This is a genomic window from Izhakiella australiensis (assembly GCF_002006995.1).
Taxonomy (GTDB): Bacteria; Pseudomonadota; Gammaproteobacteria; order Enterobacterales; family Enterobacteriaceae; genus Izhakiella; species Izhakiella australiensis.
This window is the reverse complement of sequence record NZ_MRUL01000006.1, coordinates 139,730-154,812: the sequence shown is the minus strand read 5'-3', so window position 1 is coordinate 154,812 and position 15,083 is coordinate 139,730. Positions and strand designations below refer to the sequence as shown.

10 protein-coding genes are annotated in these 15,083 nt (G+C 58.0%); 1 reads left to right on the top strand and 9 read right to left on the bottom strand.

What is annotated here, in order from left to right; all coding sequences use genetic code 11:
• Window positions 1-142: 142 nt before the first annotated feature.
• The 3 genes from rluA to polB all read right to left on the bottom strand — a co-directional run bounded on the left by rluA (window position 143) and on the right by polB (window position 6,260).
• Window positions 143-802 (bottom strand): bifunctional tRNA pseudouridine(32) synthase/23S rRNA pseudouridine(746) synthase RluA, encoded by a 660-nt coding sequence (gene rluA, locus BTJ39_RS11085; RefSeq protein ID WP_176110297.1) that lies wholly within the window; start codon window positions 800-802, stop codon window positions 143-145.
• 46 nt (window positions 803-848) lie between these two features.
• A complete protein-coding gene (gene rapA / locus BTJ39_RS11080; protein ID WP_078002757.1) occupies window positions 849-3,755 on the bottom strand; it encodes an RNA polymerase-associated protein RapA in 2,907 nt (968 codons plus the stop codon).
• A gap of 144 nt (window positions 3,756-3,899) precedes the next feature.
• Window positions 3,900-6,260, bottom strand: coding sequence for a DNA polymerase II (polB, locus tag BTJ39_RS11075; protein WP_078002756.1), 2,361 nt, complete (start codon window positions 6,258-6,260; stop codon window positions 3,900-3,902).
• A 187-nt stretch (window positions 6,261-6,447) separates the two neighbouring features.
• On the opposite strand from polB, the gene BTJ39_RS11070 reads away from it, so the two are divergent.
• Window positions 6,448-7,215, top strand: coding sequence for a DedA family protein (locus tag BTJ39_RS11070; protein ID WP_078002755.1), 768 nt, complete (start codon window positions 6,448-6,450; stop codon window positions 7,213-7,215).
• Here the strand turns inward: BTJ39_RS11070 and thiQ are convergent.
• From thiQ to leuC, 6 genes are all read right to left on the bottom strand, one after another.
• Complete coding sequence (gene thiQ, locus BTJ39_RS11065; protein ID WP_078002754.1) at window positions 7,202-7,903, bottom strand: thiamine ABC transporter ATP-binding protein ThiQ; 702 nt, start codon at window positions 7,901-7,903, stop codon at window positions 7,202-7,204. The two genes, BTJ39_RS11070 and thiQ, sit on opposite strands and share 14 nt — an antisense overlap.
• Window positions 7,887-9,497: a thiamine/thiamine pyrophosphate ABC transporter permease ThiP gene (gene thiP, locus BTJ39_RS11060; protein ID WP_078002753.1), complete on the bottom strand. Its 1,611-nt coding sequence runs from the start codon at window positions 9,495-9,497 to the stop codon at window positions 7,887-7,889. The genes thiQ and thiP overlap by 17 nt, the downstream gene beginning before the upstream one ends.
• Entirely contained in the window at window positions 9,473-10,459 is a 987-nt protein-coding gene (thiB, locus tag BTJ39_RS11055) for a thiamine ABC transporter substrate binding subunit (RefSeq protein WP_078002752.1), read from the bottom strand. The genes thiP and thiB overlap by 25 nt, the downstream gene beginning before the upstream one ends.
• Before the next feature lie 690 nt (window positions 10,460-11,149).
• The gene (gene sgrR / locus BTJ39_RS11050) at window positions 11,150-12,811 is read right to left on the bottom strand and encodes an HTH-type transcriptional regulator SgrR (protein WP_078002751.1); all 1,662 of its coding nucleotides are present in this window, start codon (window positions 12,809-12,811) and stop codon (window positions 11,150-11,152) included.
• 252 nt (window positions 12,812-13,063) lie between these two features.
• Window positions 13,064-13,669 (bottom strand): 3-isopropylmalate dehydratase small subunit, encoded by a 606-nt coding sequence (leuD, locus tag BTJ39_RS11045; RefSeq protein ID WP_078002750.1) that lies wholly within the window; start codon window positions 13,667-13,669, stop codon window positions 13,064-13,066.
• 11 nt (window positions 13,670-13,680) lie between these two features.
• On the bottom strand, window positions 13,681-15,081 hold the full coding sequence (leuC, locus tag BTJ39_RS11040; RefSeq protein WP_078002748.1) for a 3-isopropylmalate dehydratase large subunit: 1,401 nt from the start codon (window positions 15,079-15,081) through the stop codon (window positions 13,681-13,683).
• Window positions 15,082-15,083 lie beyond the last annotated feature (2 nt).

Here is a 15,083-nt window from a genome sequence, read left to right as displayed (position 1 = left end):
CGGCTGATTTCAGCAGGCTCGCGGCCAGGGATGGCCGTGCGCCAGGCTACACGGACGTGCTTGCGCCGGTGCGGAAAGCGGCCGGGCCTTCTGTGACCAGGGTTCCGGGCTTGCAGCAATGAGGGTGAGCCGCCCGCCCGGATTAAAAATCCGCCGGCTGGCGGAAAGTCATTGGCGTGCCGTAGCGGGGGTGGGTTATGGTCAGCGATTCTGCGTGCAGCTGCAGCCGGGAGGCCATCGCCAGCGCATCGGGGGGCGCGTAAAAGCCATCGCCGAGGATAGGGTGGCCGATGGCCAGCATATGCACGCGCAGCTGGTGTGAGCGACCGGTAATGGGTTTTAGCTGGATGCGGGCGCTGTTGTCCGCATCCAGCGCCAGTATCTGCCATTCGGTCTGTGCGGGTTTGCCGGTTTCGCGACAGACCTTTTGCTTTGGTCGGTTCGGCCAGTCGCAGATGAGCGGCAAATCTACCAACCCTTTCTCTTGTTCCGGATGGCCCCAGATGCGCGCGACATAGGTTTTTTGCGGTTCACGTTCGCGAAACTGGCGCTTCAGCTCGCGCTCGGCTGCCTTAGTGAGCGCCACCACCAAAATACCGCTGGTGGCCATATCCAGACGGTGAACCGACTCGGCCTGCGGGAAGTCGCGCTGAACGCGCGTCATGATGCTGTCGTTGTGTTCAGCAAGACGGCCCGGAACTGACAGCAGTCCACTGGGCTTATTGACCACCATAATATGCTCATCCTGATACAGGATATGCAGCCAGGGCTCGCGCGGCGGATGGTAGGGTTCCATCATTATACTCGCTCATTTAGCAGAAAAAGCTCCCCGGCGGGGAGCCGGGAACTCACTGATGCGTCACCACAACCAGCCGCAGCGCGTCCAGTCGCCATCCGGCGCCATTGAGGCTGGTAAGTACCTGTTCGCGGTTCTCTTCCTGCGCGGCGACTTCATCATCGCGGATATTTGGATTGACCGCTCTTAACGCTTCAAGCCGGTTCAGTTCGGCGCTAAGCGTTTCATCCGCCAGGCGTCTGGCTTCGTCGATAATTGCCTGAGCTGCCGAGGTGATCTGCTCTTCGCCCTGGGTCAGAATCTGATGCACATCCTGTTGCACCGCGTTAACCAGCTTGCTACCGGTGTGGCGGTTAACCGTGCTCAGCTGGCGGTTGAAGCTTTCAAACTCCACCTTTTGCGCCAGATTATTACCGCTGCGATCGAGCAGCAGACGCACCGGCGTTGGCGGCAGGAATCGCGTTAGCTGAAGATGTTTAGGCGCCTGCGCTTCAACCACATAGATTAGCTCAACCAGCAGCGTACCTACCGGCAGCGCTTTATTTTTCAGCAGCGACAGCGCGCAGCTGCCCGTATCTCCGGACAAGATCAGATCCAGTCCGTTAAGGATCAGCGGGTGCTCCCACGTGACATACTGCGCGTCTTCACGCGACAGCGCCTGGTTACGATCGAAAGTAATGGTGCAGCCATCTTCAGGCAGTCCAGGAAAATCCGGCACCAGCATATGATCTGAAGGCGTCAGCACCAGCAGGTTATCGCTGCGATCTTCCTGATTAATACCGACGATATCAAACAGATTAAGCGCAAAATTCACCAATTCAATATGGCTATCCTGCTGTTCAATCTGCGCCGCGAGCTGCTGCGCCTGCTCGCCGCCATTGGAATTGAGTTCCAGCAGTCGATCGCGCCCCTGCTCCAGCTGCTGCCTGATCTGGTTATGCTGATGGCGGCACTCCTGAATAAACGCATCCAGTCCGGCGTCGTTTTGCGGCTCGGCCAGATAGTTTATCAGCGTGCTATACACCTGGTCATAAAGGGTGCGTCCGGTCGGGCAGGTGTGTTCAAAAGCGTCCAGCCCTTCGTGATACCAGCGCAGCAGTACTGACTGGGCCGTTTTTTCCAGATAAGGCACCATGATCAGAATATCATGGGCCTGACCAATGCGATCCAGGCGGCCAATGCGCTGCTCAAGCAGGTCGGGGTTAAACGGCAGATCGAACATCACCATCTGGCTGGCGAACTGGAAGTTACGTCCTTCCGAACCAATTTCGGAGCATAACAGCACCTGCGCGCCGTCTTCGTCGTCAGCGAACCAGGCGGCGGCGCGGTCACGTTCGATGATCGACAGGCCCTCATGGAATACCGCGGCGCGGATCCCTTCACGCTCGCGCAGGATTTGCTCAAGCTGCAGCGCGGTTTCCGCTTTCGCGCAAATCACCAGGATCTTTTGCTGGCGATTGCTGGTGAGGTAGCCCATTAGCCACTCAACGCGGGGATCAAAGTTCCACCAGGTGCCGTTTTCTCCCTCAAATGCCTGATAAATCTGCTCGGGATAGAGCATGTCGCGGGCGCGTTCTTCCGCGCTTTTCTTGCCGTTCATGATGCCCGAAACGTTAATCGCGGTTTGATACTGGCTCGGTAGCGGCAGGCGGATAGCGTGCAGTTCACGGTGGGGGAAGCCTTTAACGCCGCCGCGAGTGTTACGAAATAGCACCCGGCTGGTGCCGTGACGATCCATGAGCATTGAGATCAGCTCGCGGCGTGCGGCATTTTTGCCTTCGCCCTGGCCGTTGGCAACCTGCAGTAGCGGTTCAATATCTTGCTCGCCGACCAGATCGTTCAGGCGATTGAGTGCCTGCTGATCCAGCGCTTTGTCGGCCAGCAGTTCGGCAACCGCGTCCGCCACCGGGCGATAATTTTTCTGCTCGGCGATAAATTGTTGAAAGTCGTGGAAGCGGCTTGGGTCCAGCAGGCGCAGGCGCGCGAAATGGCTTTCCATACCTAGCTGCTCAGGGGTTGCGGTAAGCAACAAAACGCCGGAGATCTGGCGCGCTAGCTGTTCGATCACCTGATATTCGCGGCTGGGATTATCCAGCTCCCAGGCCAGATGATGCGCTTCATCCACCACCAGCAGATCCCAGTCGGCTTCGGCCATCAGATCGAGGCGCTGTTTATTACGCCTGACGAAATCCAGCGAGCAGATCACCAGCTGTTCGGTATCAAAGGGGTTATCGCTGTCGTGCTGCGCTTCTGCGTAACGTTCATCATCAAACAAGGCAAAGCGCAGATTAAAGCGACGCAGCATTTCCACCAGCCACTGATGCTGAAGGGTTTCCGGTACGATGATCAGAACCCGCGCGGCGCGCCCGGCGAGCAGCTGTTGATGGATAATCATGCCCGCTTCAATCGTTTTGCCGAGGCCGACTTCGTCAGCCAGCAGCACCCGGGGTGCGTGGCGGCGGCCGACATCGTGAGCGATATGCAGCTGATGGGGGATCAGGCTGGTACGCGTGCCGCGCAGGCCGCTGATGTTCAGTCGGTACTGCTCGCTCTGGTATTTACGCGCGCGATAGCGCAGCGCGAAGCGGTCCATCCGGTCCAGCTGACCGGCAAACAGGCGGTCCTGCGGTTTATTAAACACCAGCTTGCTGTCGAGCATCACCTCGCGCAGTGCTACCTGTTGTTCACCGCTATCGGTGCGGGTGCCGAGATAGGTCAGCACGCCGTTTTCTTCTGTGACTTCTTCTACTTCCAGCTGCCAGCCTTCGTGGCTGGTAATCGTGTCGCCGGGATTGAACATCACGCGGGTAACCGGGGAGTCGTTTTTGGCGTACAGGCGGCTCTCGCCGGTTGCAGGGAAAAGCAGGGTGATCATGCGCGTGTCTATTGCGACCACGGTACCCAATCCCAGTTCGCTCTCCGTATCGCTAATCCAGCGTTGACCAAGTGTAAAAGGCATAAATAATCGGCTCAGCTCTCGTTTTGTCTAGTGCAGGCAATAGCCCGCCAGCCCGGTATTGTTGCCCGGCTGATGATGAAAGATACGGGTTATCTGTTACAGAAAGGGCGCTATGGTACTGGAAGGCAAGGCGTTCGTCACCTGTCAAAAAAGCCCCAACTGACCTGTAATCAGTGTAGCAAAGTCCTCATGTAAAAATGGCAGGATACCGTCAGCGACGGGTTGCAGCTGGCGTGAAAGATAATGATCGTAGTCCAGTGGTGTGGTGCGGATCTCCAGCGGCTCCGGGCCGCTGGTACACATCAGGTAACGAATGCGTCCGCCGTTTTGATAGCGCAATGGCCGCCCCAGCCGCTGATTTTCTTCATCGGCGATGCGAGCGGCGCGGACGTGCGGCGGTACGTTACGCTGGTATTCCTTAAGCGGACGGCGCAGTCGCTTACTGTAAACCAGTCGATCGTCGAGCTTGCCGGCCAGCAGATCTTCAACCGTTTCCCGCAGATACGCCTGCCATGGCTCACCGCGGAAGATGCGCTGATAAAGCCCCTGCTGGAACTGTTGTGCCAGCGGCGTCCAGTCGGTACGCACGCTCTCCAGACCTTTAAACACCATACGCTCCTCGCCATTACGACGAATCAGGCCGGCATAGCGTTTTTTGCTGCCCTGTTCGGCGCCGCGAATGGTGGGCATCAGGAAGCGGCAATAGTGGGTTTCATATTCCAGCTCCAGCGCGCTGGTGAGGTTCAGCGTTTCACGCAGATGCTGCTGCCACCACTGATTGACCTCACTCACCAGCTGCTGGCCGATGGCATCGGCATCGGCTTCGCGATGGGCGGATTTCAGCCAGACGAAGGTGGAATCGGTGTCGCCGTATATGACGTCAAAGCCCTTAGCCTCGATCAGACGGCGGGTCTGCTGCATGATTTCGTGGCCGCGCAGGGTAATTGATGAGGCAAGACGCGGATCGAAAAAACGGCAGGCGCTGGTGCCGAGTACGCCGTAAAAGGCGTTCATAATAATTTTTAATGCCTGCGACAGGGGCTTATTGCCTTGCTTTTTCGCCAGCTCTCGCCCTTGCCAGATCTGACTGACGATCGCCGGTAAGCAGTGATGCTGCCGCGAGAAGCGCGCGCCGCGAAAGCCGGGAACCGAGTGCTGGTCGTCAGGATGTGCCAGGCCTGCACTCAGCCCGACGGGATCGATGAGAAAAGTGCGGATAATTGAGGGATAAAGGCTTTTATAATCCAGCACCAGTACCGAATCATAGAGTCCGGGGCGCGAATCCATAACGTAGCCGCCGGGGCTGGCCTCCGGCGCTACCTCACCCAGATTCGGCGCGACGAAGCCCATACGATGCATGCGCGGCAGGTAAAGATGGCTGAAGGCGGCAACGGAACCACCGTGGCGATCGGCGGGTAGCCCATTAACGCTGGCCCGCTCCAGTAAAAATGGCATCAGCTGGGTATGCTGAAAAATGCGCGTAACCAGCTCGCAGTCTTTCAGGTTATAGCGTGCCAGCGCCGGCTTGTCTTCGGCAAATCGCCGGTCGATCTCCTCCATGCGCTGCCACGGGTTATCAATCGCTTTACCTTCGCCCAGCAGCGCCTGAGAAACGCTTTCCAGGCTGAAAGAGTCGAAATTCCAGAAGGCGGATCTCAGCCCTTCAATGCCGTCAATAACCAGCCGTCCGGCGGCCTGGGCGAAGAAAACGCCGGGTTTGAAGCCGTGCTCGCGCCAGTCCAGCGGCTGTCCGCCCCGGCCTAAAAGCAGCGCGACGCCGTAGCGCTCGGCCTGTTTCTGCAAAACCTTAAGGTCAAACTGCACCAGATTCCAGCCAATAATGACGTCGGGATCGTGCCGGGCGAACCAGTCATTGAGCGCCGCCAGCAGCGCCGGACGACTGGGATAATAAATCAGGTTGACGCCGCTGTCGGCGGCGTCGCCGTTCTCCGGGCCGAGCATCAGCACATCGCGCTGTCCGCAGCCTTCCAGCCCGATACAGTAAAGCTCGCCGTGGCGGCTGGTTTCAATATCCAGCGATACCCATTTTAGCGACGGGCGATAATCCTCGTTTGCTTTGAGGCGAACGTCTACGTATCGGTCTTGCTGGTGCGCAGCGCTCACCCAGACCGGGGCGGTGATAAAACGCTCCATCAGATAGCGGTCGGGCGGGCGGACATCTGACTCGTATACCGTGATACCAGCTTCACGCAGACGTTTTTCCAGCTTCAGCAGTTGACGGTACTGACGACAGTAAAGCCCCACCACCGGACGATGGCGGAAATCTTTTAACTGCAGACTGGTAAAGCGCAGATTCTGCTCGTTTTGCAGCAGCTCACGTGCGCGTTCCTGCTGGTCTGCAGGAATAAAGGCGACGGATTCCTGTGCCGGTAGAACCAGGCGCTGTGGGCCCTGGTCTGTAGCCAGCCAGAGCGTCACTTCGGTTCCCGCCGGCGTATCGCGCCAGTGGCGGGTAAGGACAAATCCAGCGAAACGTTGCGTCATCAGAGAAGCCGTTGATAGTTTTCATCAGTATAATATGTTTATTTATACAGTATTGTTGGCCGGTGGCAAATCCGTTCAGCTAAAGATGCTGAAGGTTTTGCTCTTCAGGCTATCTCAGAGCTTGTCGGCTTGACGCCTTTAGCGACAGCCACGACAATTGCGTCCTCATTTCTCAGAGTGGTATTGAATGGAAGCCTGGCTGGAACATCTTATTACGCAGTCTGCGGGCTGGGCGCTGTTTGCCATTGCGCTGGTGGTTTTTTTCGAATCGCTGGCGCTGCTGGGTCTGTTAATGCCGGGAACGGTGCTGATGGCCTCTTTTGGCGCCCTGATCGGCAGCGATAAAATTGCGCTGTACCCCGCCTGGTTGGTGGCGACCCTGGCCTGTATGGCAGGCGACTGGGTTTCCTATTTGATTGGTCAGCGCTTTAAAGGACCGCTGCACAGCTGGTCGCTGATTCAGCGCTACCGTCATCTGATGGATAAAGCCGAACATGCGCTGCATCAGCACAGCATGTTTACCATTATCGTCGGGCGTTTCGTCGGGCCGACCCGTGCGGTGATCCCGCTGGTGGCTGGAATGCTGGAGTTACCGGCCGCTAAGTTTGCCCTGCCTAATCTGGTCGCGTGTCTGCTTTGGCCGCCGCTGTATTTTATGCCGGGGATTCTGGCCGGGGTGGCAATCGATATTCCCCATGATGTCCAGAGCCGCGCGTTTAAGTGGCTGCTGCTGCTGGTTGCGCTGCTGGTCTGGCTGGCGGTTTGGCTCTGCTGGCGCTGGCTGCGGGGTGAAAAGCAGCAGGATTGGGCCAGCGTCAGGCTGCCGCCGTCCCGCCTGCGTTGGTTGGCGCCGCTTATGCTGCTGATTGCGGCGCTGGCGATGATTGCGGGCGCTTTCCATCCGCTGACGCCAACCTTCCTGCATCTGCTGGGACAGGTATTTATTGACGGCTGATGCCCAGCACCCGGGCGGCGTCGCTGTCGGCGCGCAACAGCTCGTTGCTGGCGCCATCCCAGGCGATCCGCCCGTCAACCACCAGCAGCGAGCGCGGCGCGATGCGCAGCGCGTCATCAATATTATGCGAAACCATCAGCAGGGTTATGCTGCGCTGTTGGCAAACGCCGTCAACCAGCTGCAGCATTTCCTGACGTAGCGCCGGGTCCAGGGCTGAAAACGGTTCATCCAGCAGCAGAATCGGCTGCTGGCGCACCAGGCAGCGGGCCAGCGCGGCGCGCTGGCGTTGGCCGCCGGAGAGCGCTGCCGGCAGACGGTGCAGCAAATCCCCGATACCTGTTTGTCCGGCGATATCCTTTATCGTTTGCTTTTGCGCTGTCGTTAGCTTCAGACCCGGATGTAATCCGAGGCCAATGTTTTCCGCCACGCTGAGATGAGGGAAAAGATTGTGCTCCTGAAACAGCATTGACACCGGACGCCGCGCGGGCGTGCTGTGGGTATGCGGCTGGCCGTTAAGCATCAGCTGGCCGCGACTGGCGGTCAGAAATCCGGCGATTAACGATAGCAGGGTGCTTTTACCCGCACCGCTCGGGCCGAGAACCGCTACGCGTTCGCCAGCCGCCAGATGAAAGCTGAAGCGCATCGGCAAATGGTTGTACAGATAAGTCAGGTCAGTCAGGGTTAACATGGCGTCCAGGCACTTTTTCAATCAGGGTAAATAGTAAAAAGCAGAGCGTCAGCAGGATCAGCGCGGTGACCGCTGCATCGTTACCGCGATAAGAGCCCATCTGCTGGTATAGATAAAAAGGCAGGGTACGAAAGCCATCGTTACCAAACAGCGCCACGATGCCAAAATCGCCAATGGACATGACGCAGGCAAAAGCCATCGCCTGCGATAAGGGCCGGCGCAGAGCCCGTAGCTCAATCAGGCGCAGCCGGTTCAATCCGGAAATATTTAGCGACTGGCAAAGGCGGTCGTAGCGGGTGGCCAGATCGCGCATCGGATGCTCCAGCACCTTCATCGCATAGGGGATCGCCATCAGCGCATTGGTAAACATCACCAGGCCAGTAGCCGACTGCGGCAGGCCGATGGTGGCGTTGAGCAATAAAAAGGCACCGGCCGCCAGCACGATGCCAGGCATCGCCAGGATCAGCATGCCGCTCATCTCCAGCAGCTGTCCGGGTAGCGGGCGCTGACGCAGCCGTAGCTCGCGGCTGCTCCATAGCAGCATCATGGTCAGTATAACGCTTAGCAGACCGGCGCCGGCGGCAATGCGCAGAGAGGTGAAGGCGGCGTCCCACAGCGCGGGCTGGCGTATTACGGTGCTGAATCCCCGGTGTAGCCCGCTGGCGATCACCGCCAGCAGCGGCGGCAGCAATAACAAGAGCGCCAGAAAAATAATCGCGCCGTCGCTGAACCGTTGCCACAGGCTGTCTTCCGGGCTGCGCCAGCCCTGTCCGTTGCTTTCACCGGCGGGGATTGCCCTGCTCAAGCGCTGGCTGAGCAGCACTAATCCAAGGCAGCAAATCAGCTGCAATAATCCCAGCAGCGCCGCGCGGCCGGTGTCGTAGTCGAAGCTTAGTGCCTGATAAATGGCAAGTTCGAGGGTGGTGGCTTTCGGCCCGCCGCCCAGCATCAGTACGGTGGCAAAGCTGGCGAAACAAAGCATAAAGATCAACGCGCCGACCGGGAGTATTTGGCGACGTAGCCAGGGCCACTCGACCAGGCGAAAATGATTCAGACCACGCATGCCAAGCTGCGCCGCCAGCTGACGCTGTTCACCGGGGATCTGTTCCAGCGTCTGTAGCAGCAGGCGGGTCGCCAGCGGTAAGTTGAAAAATACATGCGCCAGTAAGATGCCCTGCAGGCCGTAGGGAGTGAAGCGCCATTCAACGCCGAGCAGGCTGGCAATCTGCGCCAGCCAGCCTTCACGACCATAAACGCTGAGAATGCCGAACACCGCCACCAGCGACGGTAAAACCAGCGTCATGGCGCACAGGCGCAGCAGCTGCTGCCGTCCGGGAAAGCGGCGCTGATAAAGCGCTCTGGCGAGCGGGACGGCAGGCAGTAGCGACAGCAGCGCCGAGAGAAACGCCTGCAGAAAGGAAAAGTACAGGACGTGCCACAGGTAGCTATCCTGCCAGAGGGCATTGAACGCACCCGGCGGGCTTTGCCACCAGAGTGCGCTAAAGGCCGTCGCTGCGGTACTGATCAGCAGCAGGGCGGCCAGTAGGCCGGGGATCAGCCTGGCGACAATTAACGGCTGACGGCGCGTTGCCATGCGGAAATCCATTCTGCGCGTTGGTTAGCGACCTGCTGCGGGCTGTACTGCAGCGTGGCGTCCGGTTTAATCAGCGTCGCAAAGCCTTCCGGCAGTGGAACGTTACCTACCGGATACATCCAGTTGCCGGTAGGAATAGTTTTCTGAAAGTCATTTGAGATGATGAACTGCATAAACTTATGCGCCAGCGCTGGCTGTTTGCTGGATTTCAGCTGAGCGGCGACTTCCACCTGCAGATAATGGCCTTCGCTAAAGTTGGCGGCAGCATAGTTATCTTTTTTCTCTTCGATCAGGTGATAAGCGGGTGAGGTGGTATAGCTGAGCACCATATCCGCTTCTCCTTTCAGGAACAGGCCGTAGGCCTCACTCCAGCCTTTGGTAACCGTCACGGTTTTTTTCGCCAGCTGTTGCCAGGCCTGCGGGGTTTTATCGCCGAAGACTTTTTGCATCCAGAGCAGCAGCCCCAGCCCTGGGGTGCTGGTGCGTGGATCTTCATAGACCACTTTAATGGGGGCCGACCCTTCCACGAGCTCCTTCAGGCTTTTCGGTGGATTAGCCAGTTTGGTTTTGTCATACACAAAGGCAAAATAGCCGTAGTCGAAGGGTACAAAGGTGCTGTCATGCCAGCCACCGGGCACGTTCAGATGGCTGGTATCAACGTCTGACGGCGCGAACAGGCCGGTTTTATCCGCCGCCGCCAGCAGATTATTATCCAGACCGACGACGACATCGGCTTTGCTGTTTTTTCCTTCCATACGCAGGCGGTTCAATAGCGAAACGCCATCATCCAGCGTGACATACTTCAGCTGGCAGCCACACTGGCTTTCAAAGGCTTTTTTCACTGCCGGTCCCGGTCCCCAATCGGCGGAGAACGCGCTATAGGTATAAACCGTCAGCACGGGTTTTTCAGCGAAGGCCGGGGCGGAGAATAGCAGTGCGGCGGGCAGAATATATTTTAACACTTTGCGCTCCATGGCTGGAATTAAGAGGTCGCAAAGGACTTGAGTGGATAGCCATAGTCTCAAATCCCTACGCCGGTGTTGGCCGGATCAGGTTCGACGGGTTTTCTCTCAGCCTGGTTTTAAACTTGCTGCGCGGCATTGATCCGGCGTCGGGCAGTGCGCGTAATCCTCACATACTGATGTATGCTGCGGTTACTGTGCGCTGGCCTTCACCGGCTGAATGCCTGCTCGCGGCGTTTAATGGCGGCAGCGCGGCATTGATCCGGCGTCGGGCAGTGCGCGTAATCCTCACATACTGATGTATGCTGCGGTTACTGTGCGCTGGCCTTCACCGGCTGAATGCCTGCTCGCGGCGTTTAATGGCGGCAGCGCGGCATTGATCCGGCGTCGGGCAGTGCGCGTAATCCTCACATACTGATGTATGCTGCGGTTGCTGTGCGCTGGCCTTCACCGGCTGAATGCCTGCTCGCGGCGTTTAATGGCGGCAGCGCGGCATTGATCCGGCGTCGGGCAGTGCGCTCAATCCTCACATACTGGTGTATGCTGCGGTTGCTGTGCGCTGGCCTTCACCGGCTGAATGCCTGCTCGCGGCGTTTAATGGCGGCAGCGCGGCATTACCTGACAAGTTTATTTCCTGGCACCCCGTTGAGAACGCCTGATTGTAATAGTTCCTGTGCTGCGGCGAAAGCATTATGGCTGCGGTGGGGCAAACCAGGCTGATTTGAAGTCGAACCAGCCCAGTGAATTCATGCTGACGCCGCGCATGCTGCGCTGACCGTGCAGCAGGAGCCAGTGGTGAAACAGCGGATGCAGGTAGCCTTGTTCAATCAGCTGCTGGCACCATTCCGCCATCGGTAGCTGCTGCTCGCGCCAGCGCTGGGCGTCTTCCTCCCAGGGTAAATCGATGCAGTGGCGCAGCAGGGGGATGTCATAGAGCATGCTGAATAAGGAGTATTCCAGCGGCGGCGTAAAATTAATGCAGCCCAGCCAGAGATCGCTCTCGACTTCGCCGTGATACCACTGCGCATACTCAACCTGGCGGGTAACCAGGGTGATACCTTCGGCCGCCAGCAGCGGGGCTAGCTGGTCGGCAATGGCCTGATGTTCGGTTTGGTCGTGATACCAGGTCAGGGTGAGCGTCGTCAGGCCGTCCGGCTTTTCACTGGGCTTGATCTGGCGTCGGTGATGCCAGCGCGGCAGCAGGCCATAGGCGGGAGACCAGTAGCGCTGGTAGTTTATGCCGCTTTGATTGAGGATGGTAATGGGATTAAAGCGCCAGCTAAGCCATTGGCGTAGCTGGCTATTGCGTCCTTTCTCAGAGCGTCTGTCGAATAACAGGAAATAGCAGCCTTCTTCCAGCCGGCTCTCTTCGTCGGTTTTATCATCATTCTCACCTTTCAGGGTTACGCCAGCGTAAACCAGCTCATCGCTGATATCCGGCAGCACCCAGATATTCACTTCGTCGAGCAGCGCGCGATAGCCAAAGTAGTCATCAAAAGCGGAAATGCGCAGCTGCGTTGTTTGATTACGCACCACTGAATAGGGGCCGGTGCCAACCGGCTGGCGGGCGAAGTTTTCCAGCAGATGCCAGTCGCGCGGCAAAATCAGTGCGCCAACGCTTCCGAGCAGCCAGGGTAGCCAGCTGTCCGGCTGGCTGAGATAAATATCCAGCGTCCAGGGCGTGGGGGATTCCAGACGGGCGATATGGGCCATCAATGGCTGCTTGCTGGCTCTTTGCAGGCTGGCGATGACGTCAGCCGTTTCCAGCTCTTTGCCGGAATGGAAATGGACGGCCGGACGCAGAAAGAAGCGCCAGTGCAGGGTAGAAATCTGCTGCCAGTGATGGGCGATATCCGCTTCGACTTCCCCATTTTCCTCATTTATTTGCGTCAGACCGCTGAAGATCTGACGTGCCAGGTGGGTTTCCGAACGCCGTAACGGCGTGCCGGGCAGCAAGTTGAGCAGCGGGCGATAGTAAAGCACCCGCATAATATGTTTTCCCTGACGAAAGCTGCGGCCTAGCCGCGACAGCAGCATCTGGCGTACCGTCTGGCGGTCGCCGACAATCTGCACCAGCTGATCGATGCGATCCTGATCCAGCAGATCTTCGGCGCGCTGTTGCTGCAGCGCCAGACCGGTATAAAGGAACTGCAAACGCGATCGTTTACCGCGCCCGGCTTCAGCCTGCCACTCCAGCCAGCCCTCAGCCTGCATGGCATTGAGCAGGTTGCGCATATGGCGACGTGAACAGCTGAGCTGCTGCGCCAGATAGTTCAGCGTGGTTTCCTGAGGTAATCCATGACAGCATTGCCACAGGCGGATAAATTGCTGCTGCAGACGAGAAGAGGACATAAATGGGGAACCTTGCGGCATAAGTCATCAGTATTTTATGCCCTATATTACGCAGATAATAGGCGCTGATGAAAGGGCGGCGCGCGGTTCGCGCGCTGTCCGGACATTCATTAACTGAAAAGGGAGTTTCCCGACCAGCGTGGACTGCGGCCTGCGCTGGGCTTTTTTGTCGCTAATTTTCGCTTTTAGACATCAGGTGGAGAGGAGTGTTACGGGGAAAGTCGCCCGCCGCGATGGCGGGCGCAGAGGGGATTAATGCAGGAAGGCCGGCTGGCTGGCTTCGTAGCGTGAAATCGCCTCTTCATGCTGCAGCGTCAGACCAATGCTGTCCAGGCCATTGAGCATGCAGTGACGGCGGAAGCTGTCGAGATCGAAACTGTAGTGCTGGTCGCCAGCGCTAACCTGTTTCTTTTCCAGATCGACGATAAACTGGATACCGGGCTGCGCCTGAACCAGGCTAAACAGCTCATCGACCTGCTGTTCGCTCAGAACGACCGGCAGCAGCTGGTTATTAAACGAGTTGCCGTAGAAAATATCGGCAAAGCTCGGCGCAATCACCACGTGAAAACCAAAGTCAGTCAGCGCCCAGGGCGCGTGCTCGCGGGATGAGCCGCAGCCGAAGTTCTCCCGCGCCAGCAGAATACTGGCACCTTTAAACTCCGGCTTATTCAGCACAAACTGCGGATTCGGCTGCTGACCAGCGTCATCCAGATAGCGCCAGTCGTTGAATAAATGAATGCCAAAGCCGGTGCGCGTCACCTTCTGCAAGAACTGCTTGGGGATAATCGCGTCGGTATCGACGTTCGCGGCATCCAGCGGTGCAACAATTCCCGTGTGCTGGGTAAATTTCTTCGCCATGATTATCTTCCTCAGTTCAGTTGACGGATATCGGCAAAATGACCGGTGACGGCGGCGGCGGCGGCCATTGCCGGGCTGACCAGATGGGTACGGCCGCCGCGGCCCTGACGGCCTTCAAAGTTACGGTTGCTGGTTGAAGCGCAGCGTTCGCCGGGCTCCAGCCGATCGTTATTCATCGCCAGGCACATAGAGCATCCTGGCAGGCGCCATTCAAAACCGGCTTCAAGGAAAATTTTATCCAGCCCTTCGGCTTCCGCCTGCGCTTTAACCGGGCCGGAGCCGGGTACCACCATTGCCAGTACGCCGGGCGCGACTTTGCGTCCTTTAGCAATTTCGGCGGCGGCACGCAGATCTTCAATGCGCGAGTTGGTGCAGGATCCGATAAATACTTTATCGATTTTAACCTCGGTCAGGCGGATACCGGGTTGCAGATCCATATAGGCCAGGGCTTTTTCTGCGGAGGCGCGCTCAACCGGATCGGCGAAGTTGGCCGGATTGGGAATCTGCTGGTCGACGGCGATAACCTGGCCTGGGTTGGTGCCCCAGGTGACCTGCGGCGCAATTTCTGCGGCGTTGAGGGTGACGACGCTGTCAAATTTAGCGCCCTCATCAGATTTAAGGGTGCGCCAGTATTCCACCGCCTGCTGCCAGTTCTCGCCTTTCGGGGCAAACTGGCGCGCTTGCAGATAAGCAAAGGTGGTGTCATCCGGTGCGACCAGACCGGCTTTAGCACCCAGTTCGATCGCCATATTACACAGGGTCATGCGGCCTTCCATACTCAGCGCTTCGATCGCCGATCCGCAAAATTCAACCACGTGACCGGTACCGCCCGCGCTGCCGGTTTTTCCAATGATCGCCAGTACGATATCTTTGGCGGTGATCCCCGGGGCAACCTGACCTTTAACTTCGATCTTCATGGTTTTCGCCCGGCCCTGCTTCAGGGTCTGGGTTGCCAGTACGTGTTCCACTTCGGAAGTGCCGATGCCAAACGCCAGCGCGCCGAAAGCGCCGTGGGTAGCGGTATGGGAATCACCACAGACGATGGTCATGCCGGGCAGCGTCATGCCTTGCTCCGGCCCGATTACATGCACAATGCCCTGGAACGGGTGGTTGAGATCGTAGAGCTGAACGCCGAATTCGTTGCAGTTCTTAATCAGTTCCTGCATCTGGATACGTGCCATTTCGCCGCTGGCGTTAATATCACGCGTCTGGGTTGAGACGTTGTGATCCATGGTGGCGAAGGTTTTCTCCGGCTGACGCACCGGACGACCGTGGGCGCGCAGGCCGTCAAAGGCCTGCGGCGAGGTGACTTCATGCACCAGGTGACGGTCAATGTACAGCAGTGGCGTTTCATTTGGCGCTTCGTGGACGACATGTGCATCAAACAGCTTCTGGTATAAAGTTTTGCTCATTT

What these genes read in the sequence shown, in the direction of transcription:
- rapA (WP_078002757.1), bottom strand. Translation starts at nt 3,755, where the DNA reads ATGCCTTTTACACTTGGTCAACGCTGGATTAGCGATACGGAGAGCGAA.
- leuD (WP_078002750.1), bottom strand. Translation starts at nt 13,669, where the DNA reads ATGGCGAAGAAATTTACCCAGCACACGGGAATTGTTGCACCGCTGGAT.
- thiQ (WP_078002754.1), bottom strand. Translation starts at nt 7,903, where the DNA reads ATGTTAACCCTGACTGACCTGACTTATCTGTACAACCATTTGCCGATG.
- leuC (WP_078002748.1), bottom strand. Translation starts at nt 15,081, where the DNA reads ATGAGCAAAACTTTATACCAGAAGCTGTTTGATGCACATGTCGTCCAC.
- BTJ39_RS11070 (WP_078002755.1), top strand. Translation starts at nt 6,448, where the DNA reads ATGGAAGCCTGGCTGGAACATCTTATTACGCAGTCTGCGGGCTGGGCG.
- sgrR (WP_078002751.1), bottom strand. Translation starts at nt 12,811, where the DNA reads ATGTCCTCTTCTCGTCTGCAGCAGCAATTTATCCGCCTGTGGCAATGC.
- thiP (WP_078002753.1), bottom strand. Translation starts at nt 9,497, where the DNA reads ATGGCAACGCGCCGTCAGCCGTTAATTGTCGCCAGGCTGATCCCCGGC.
- polB (WP_078002756.1), bottom strand. Translation starts at nt 6,260, where the DNA reads ATGACGCAACGTTTCGCTGGATTTGTCCTTACCCGCCACTGGCGCGAT.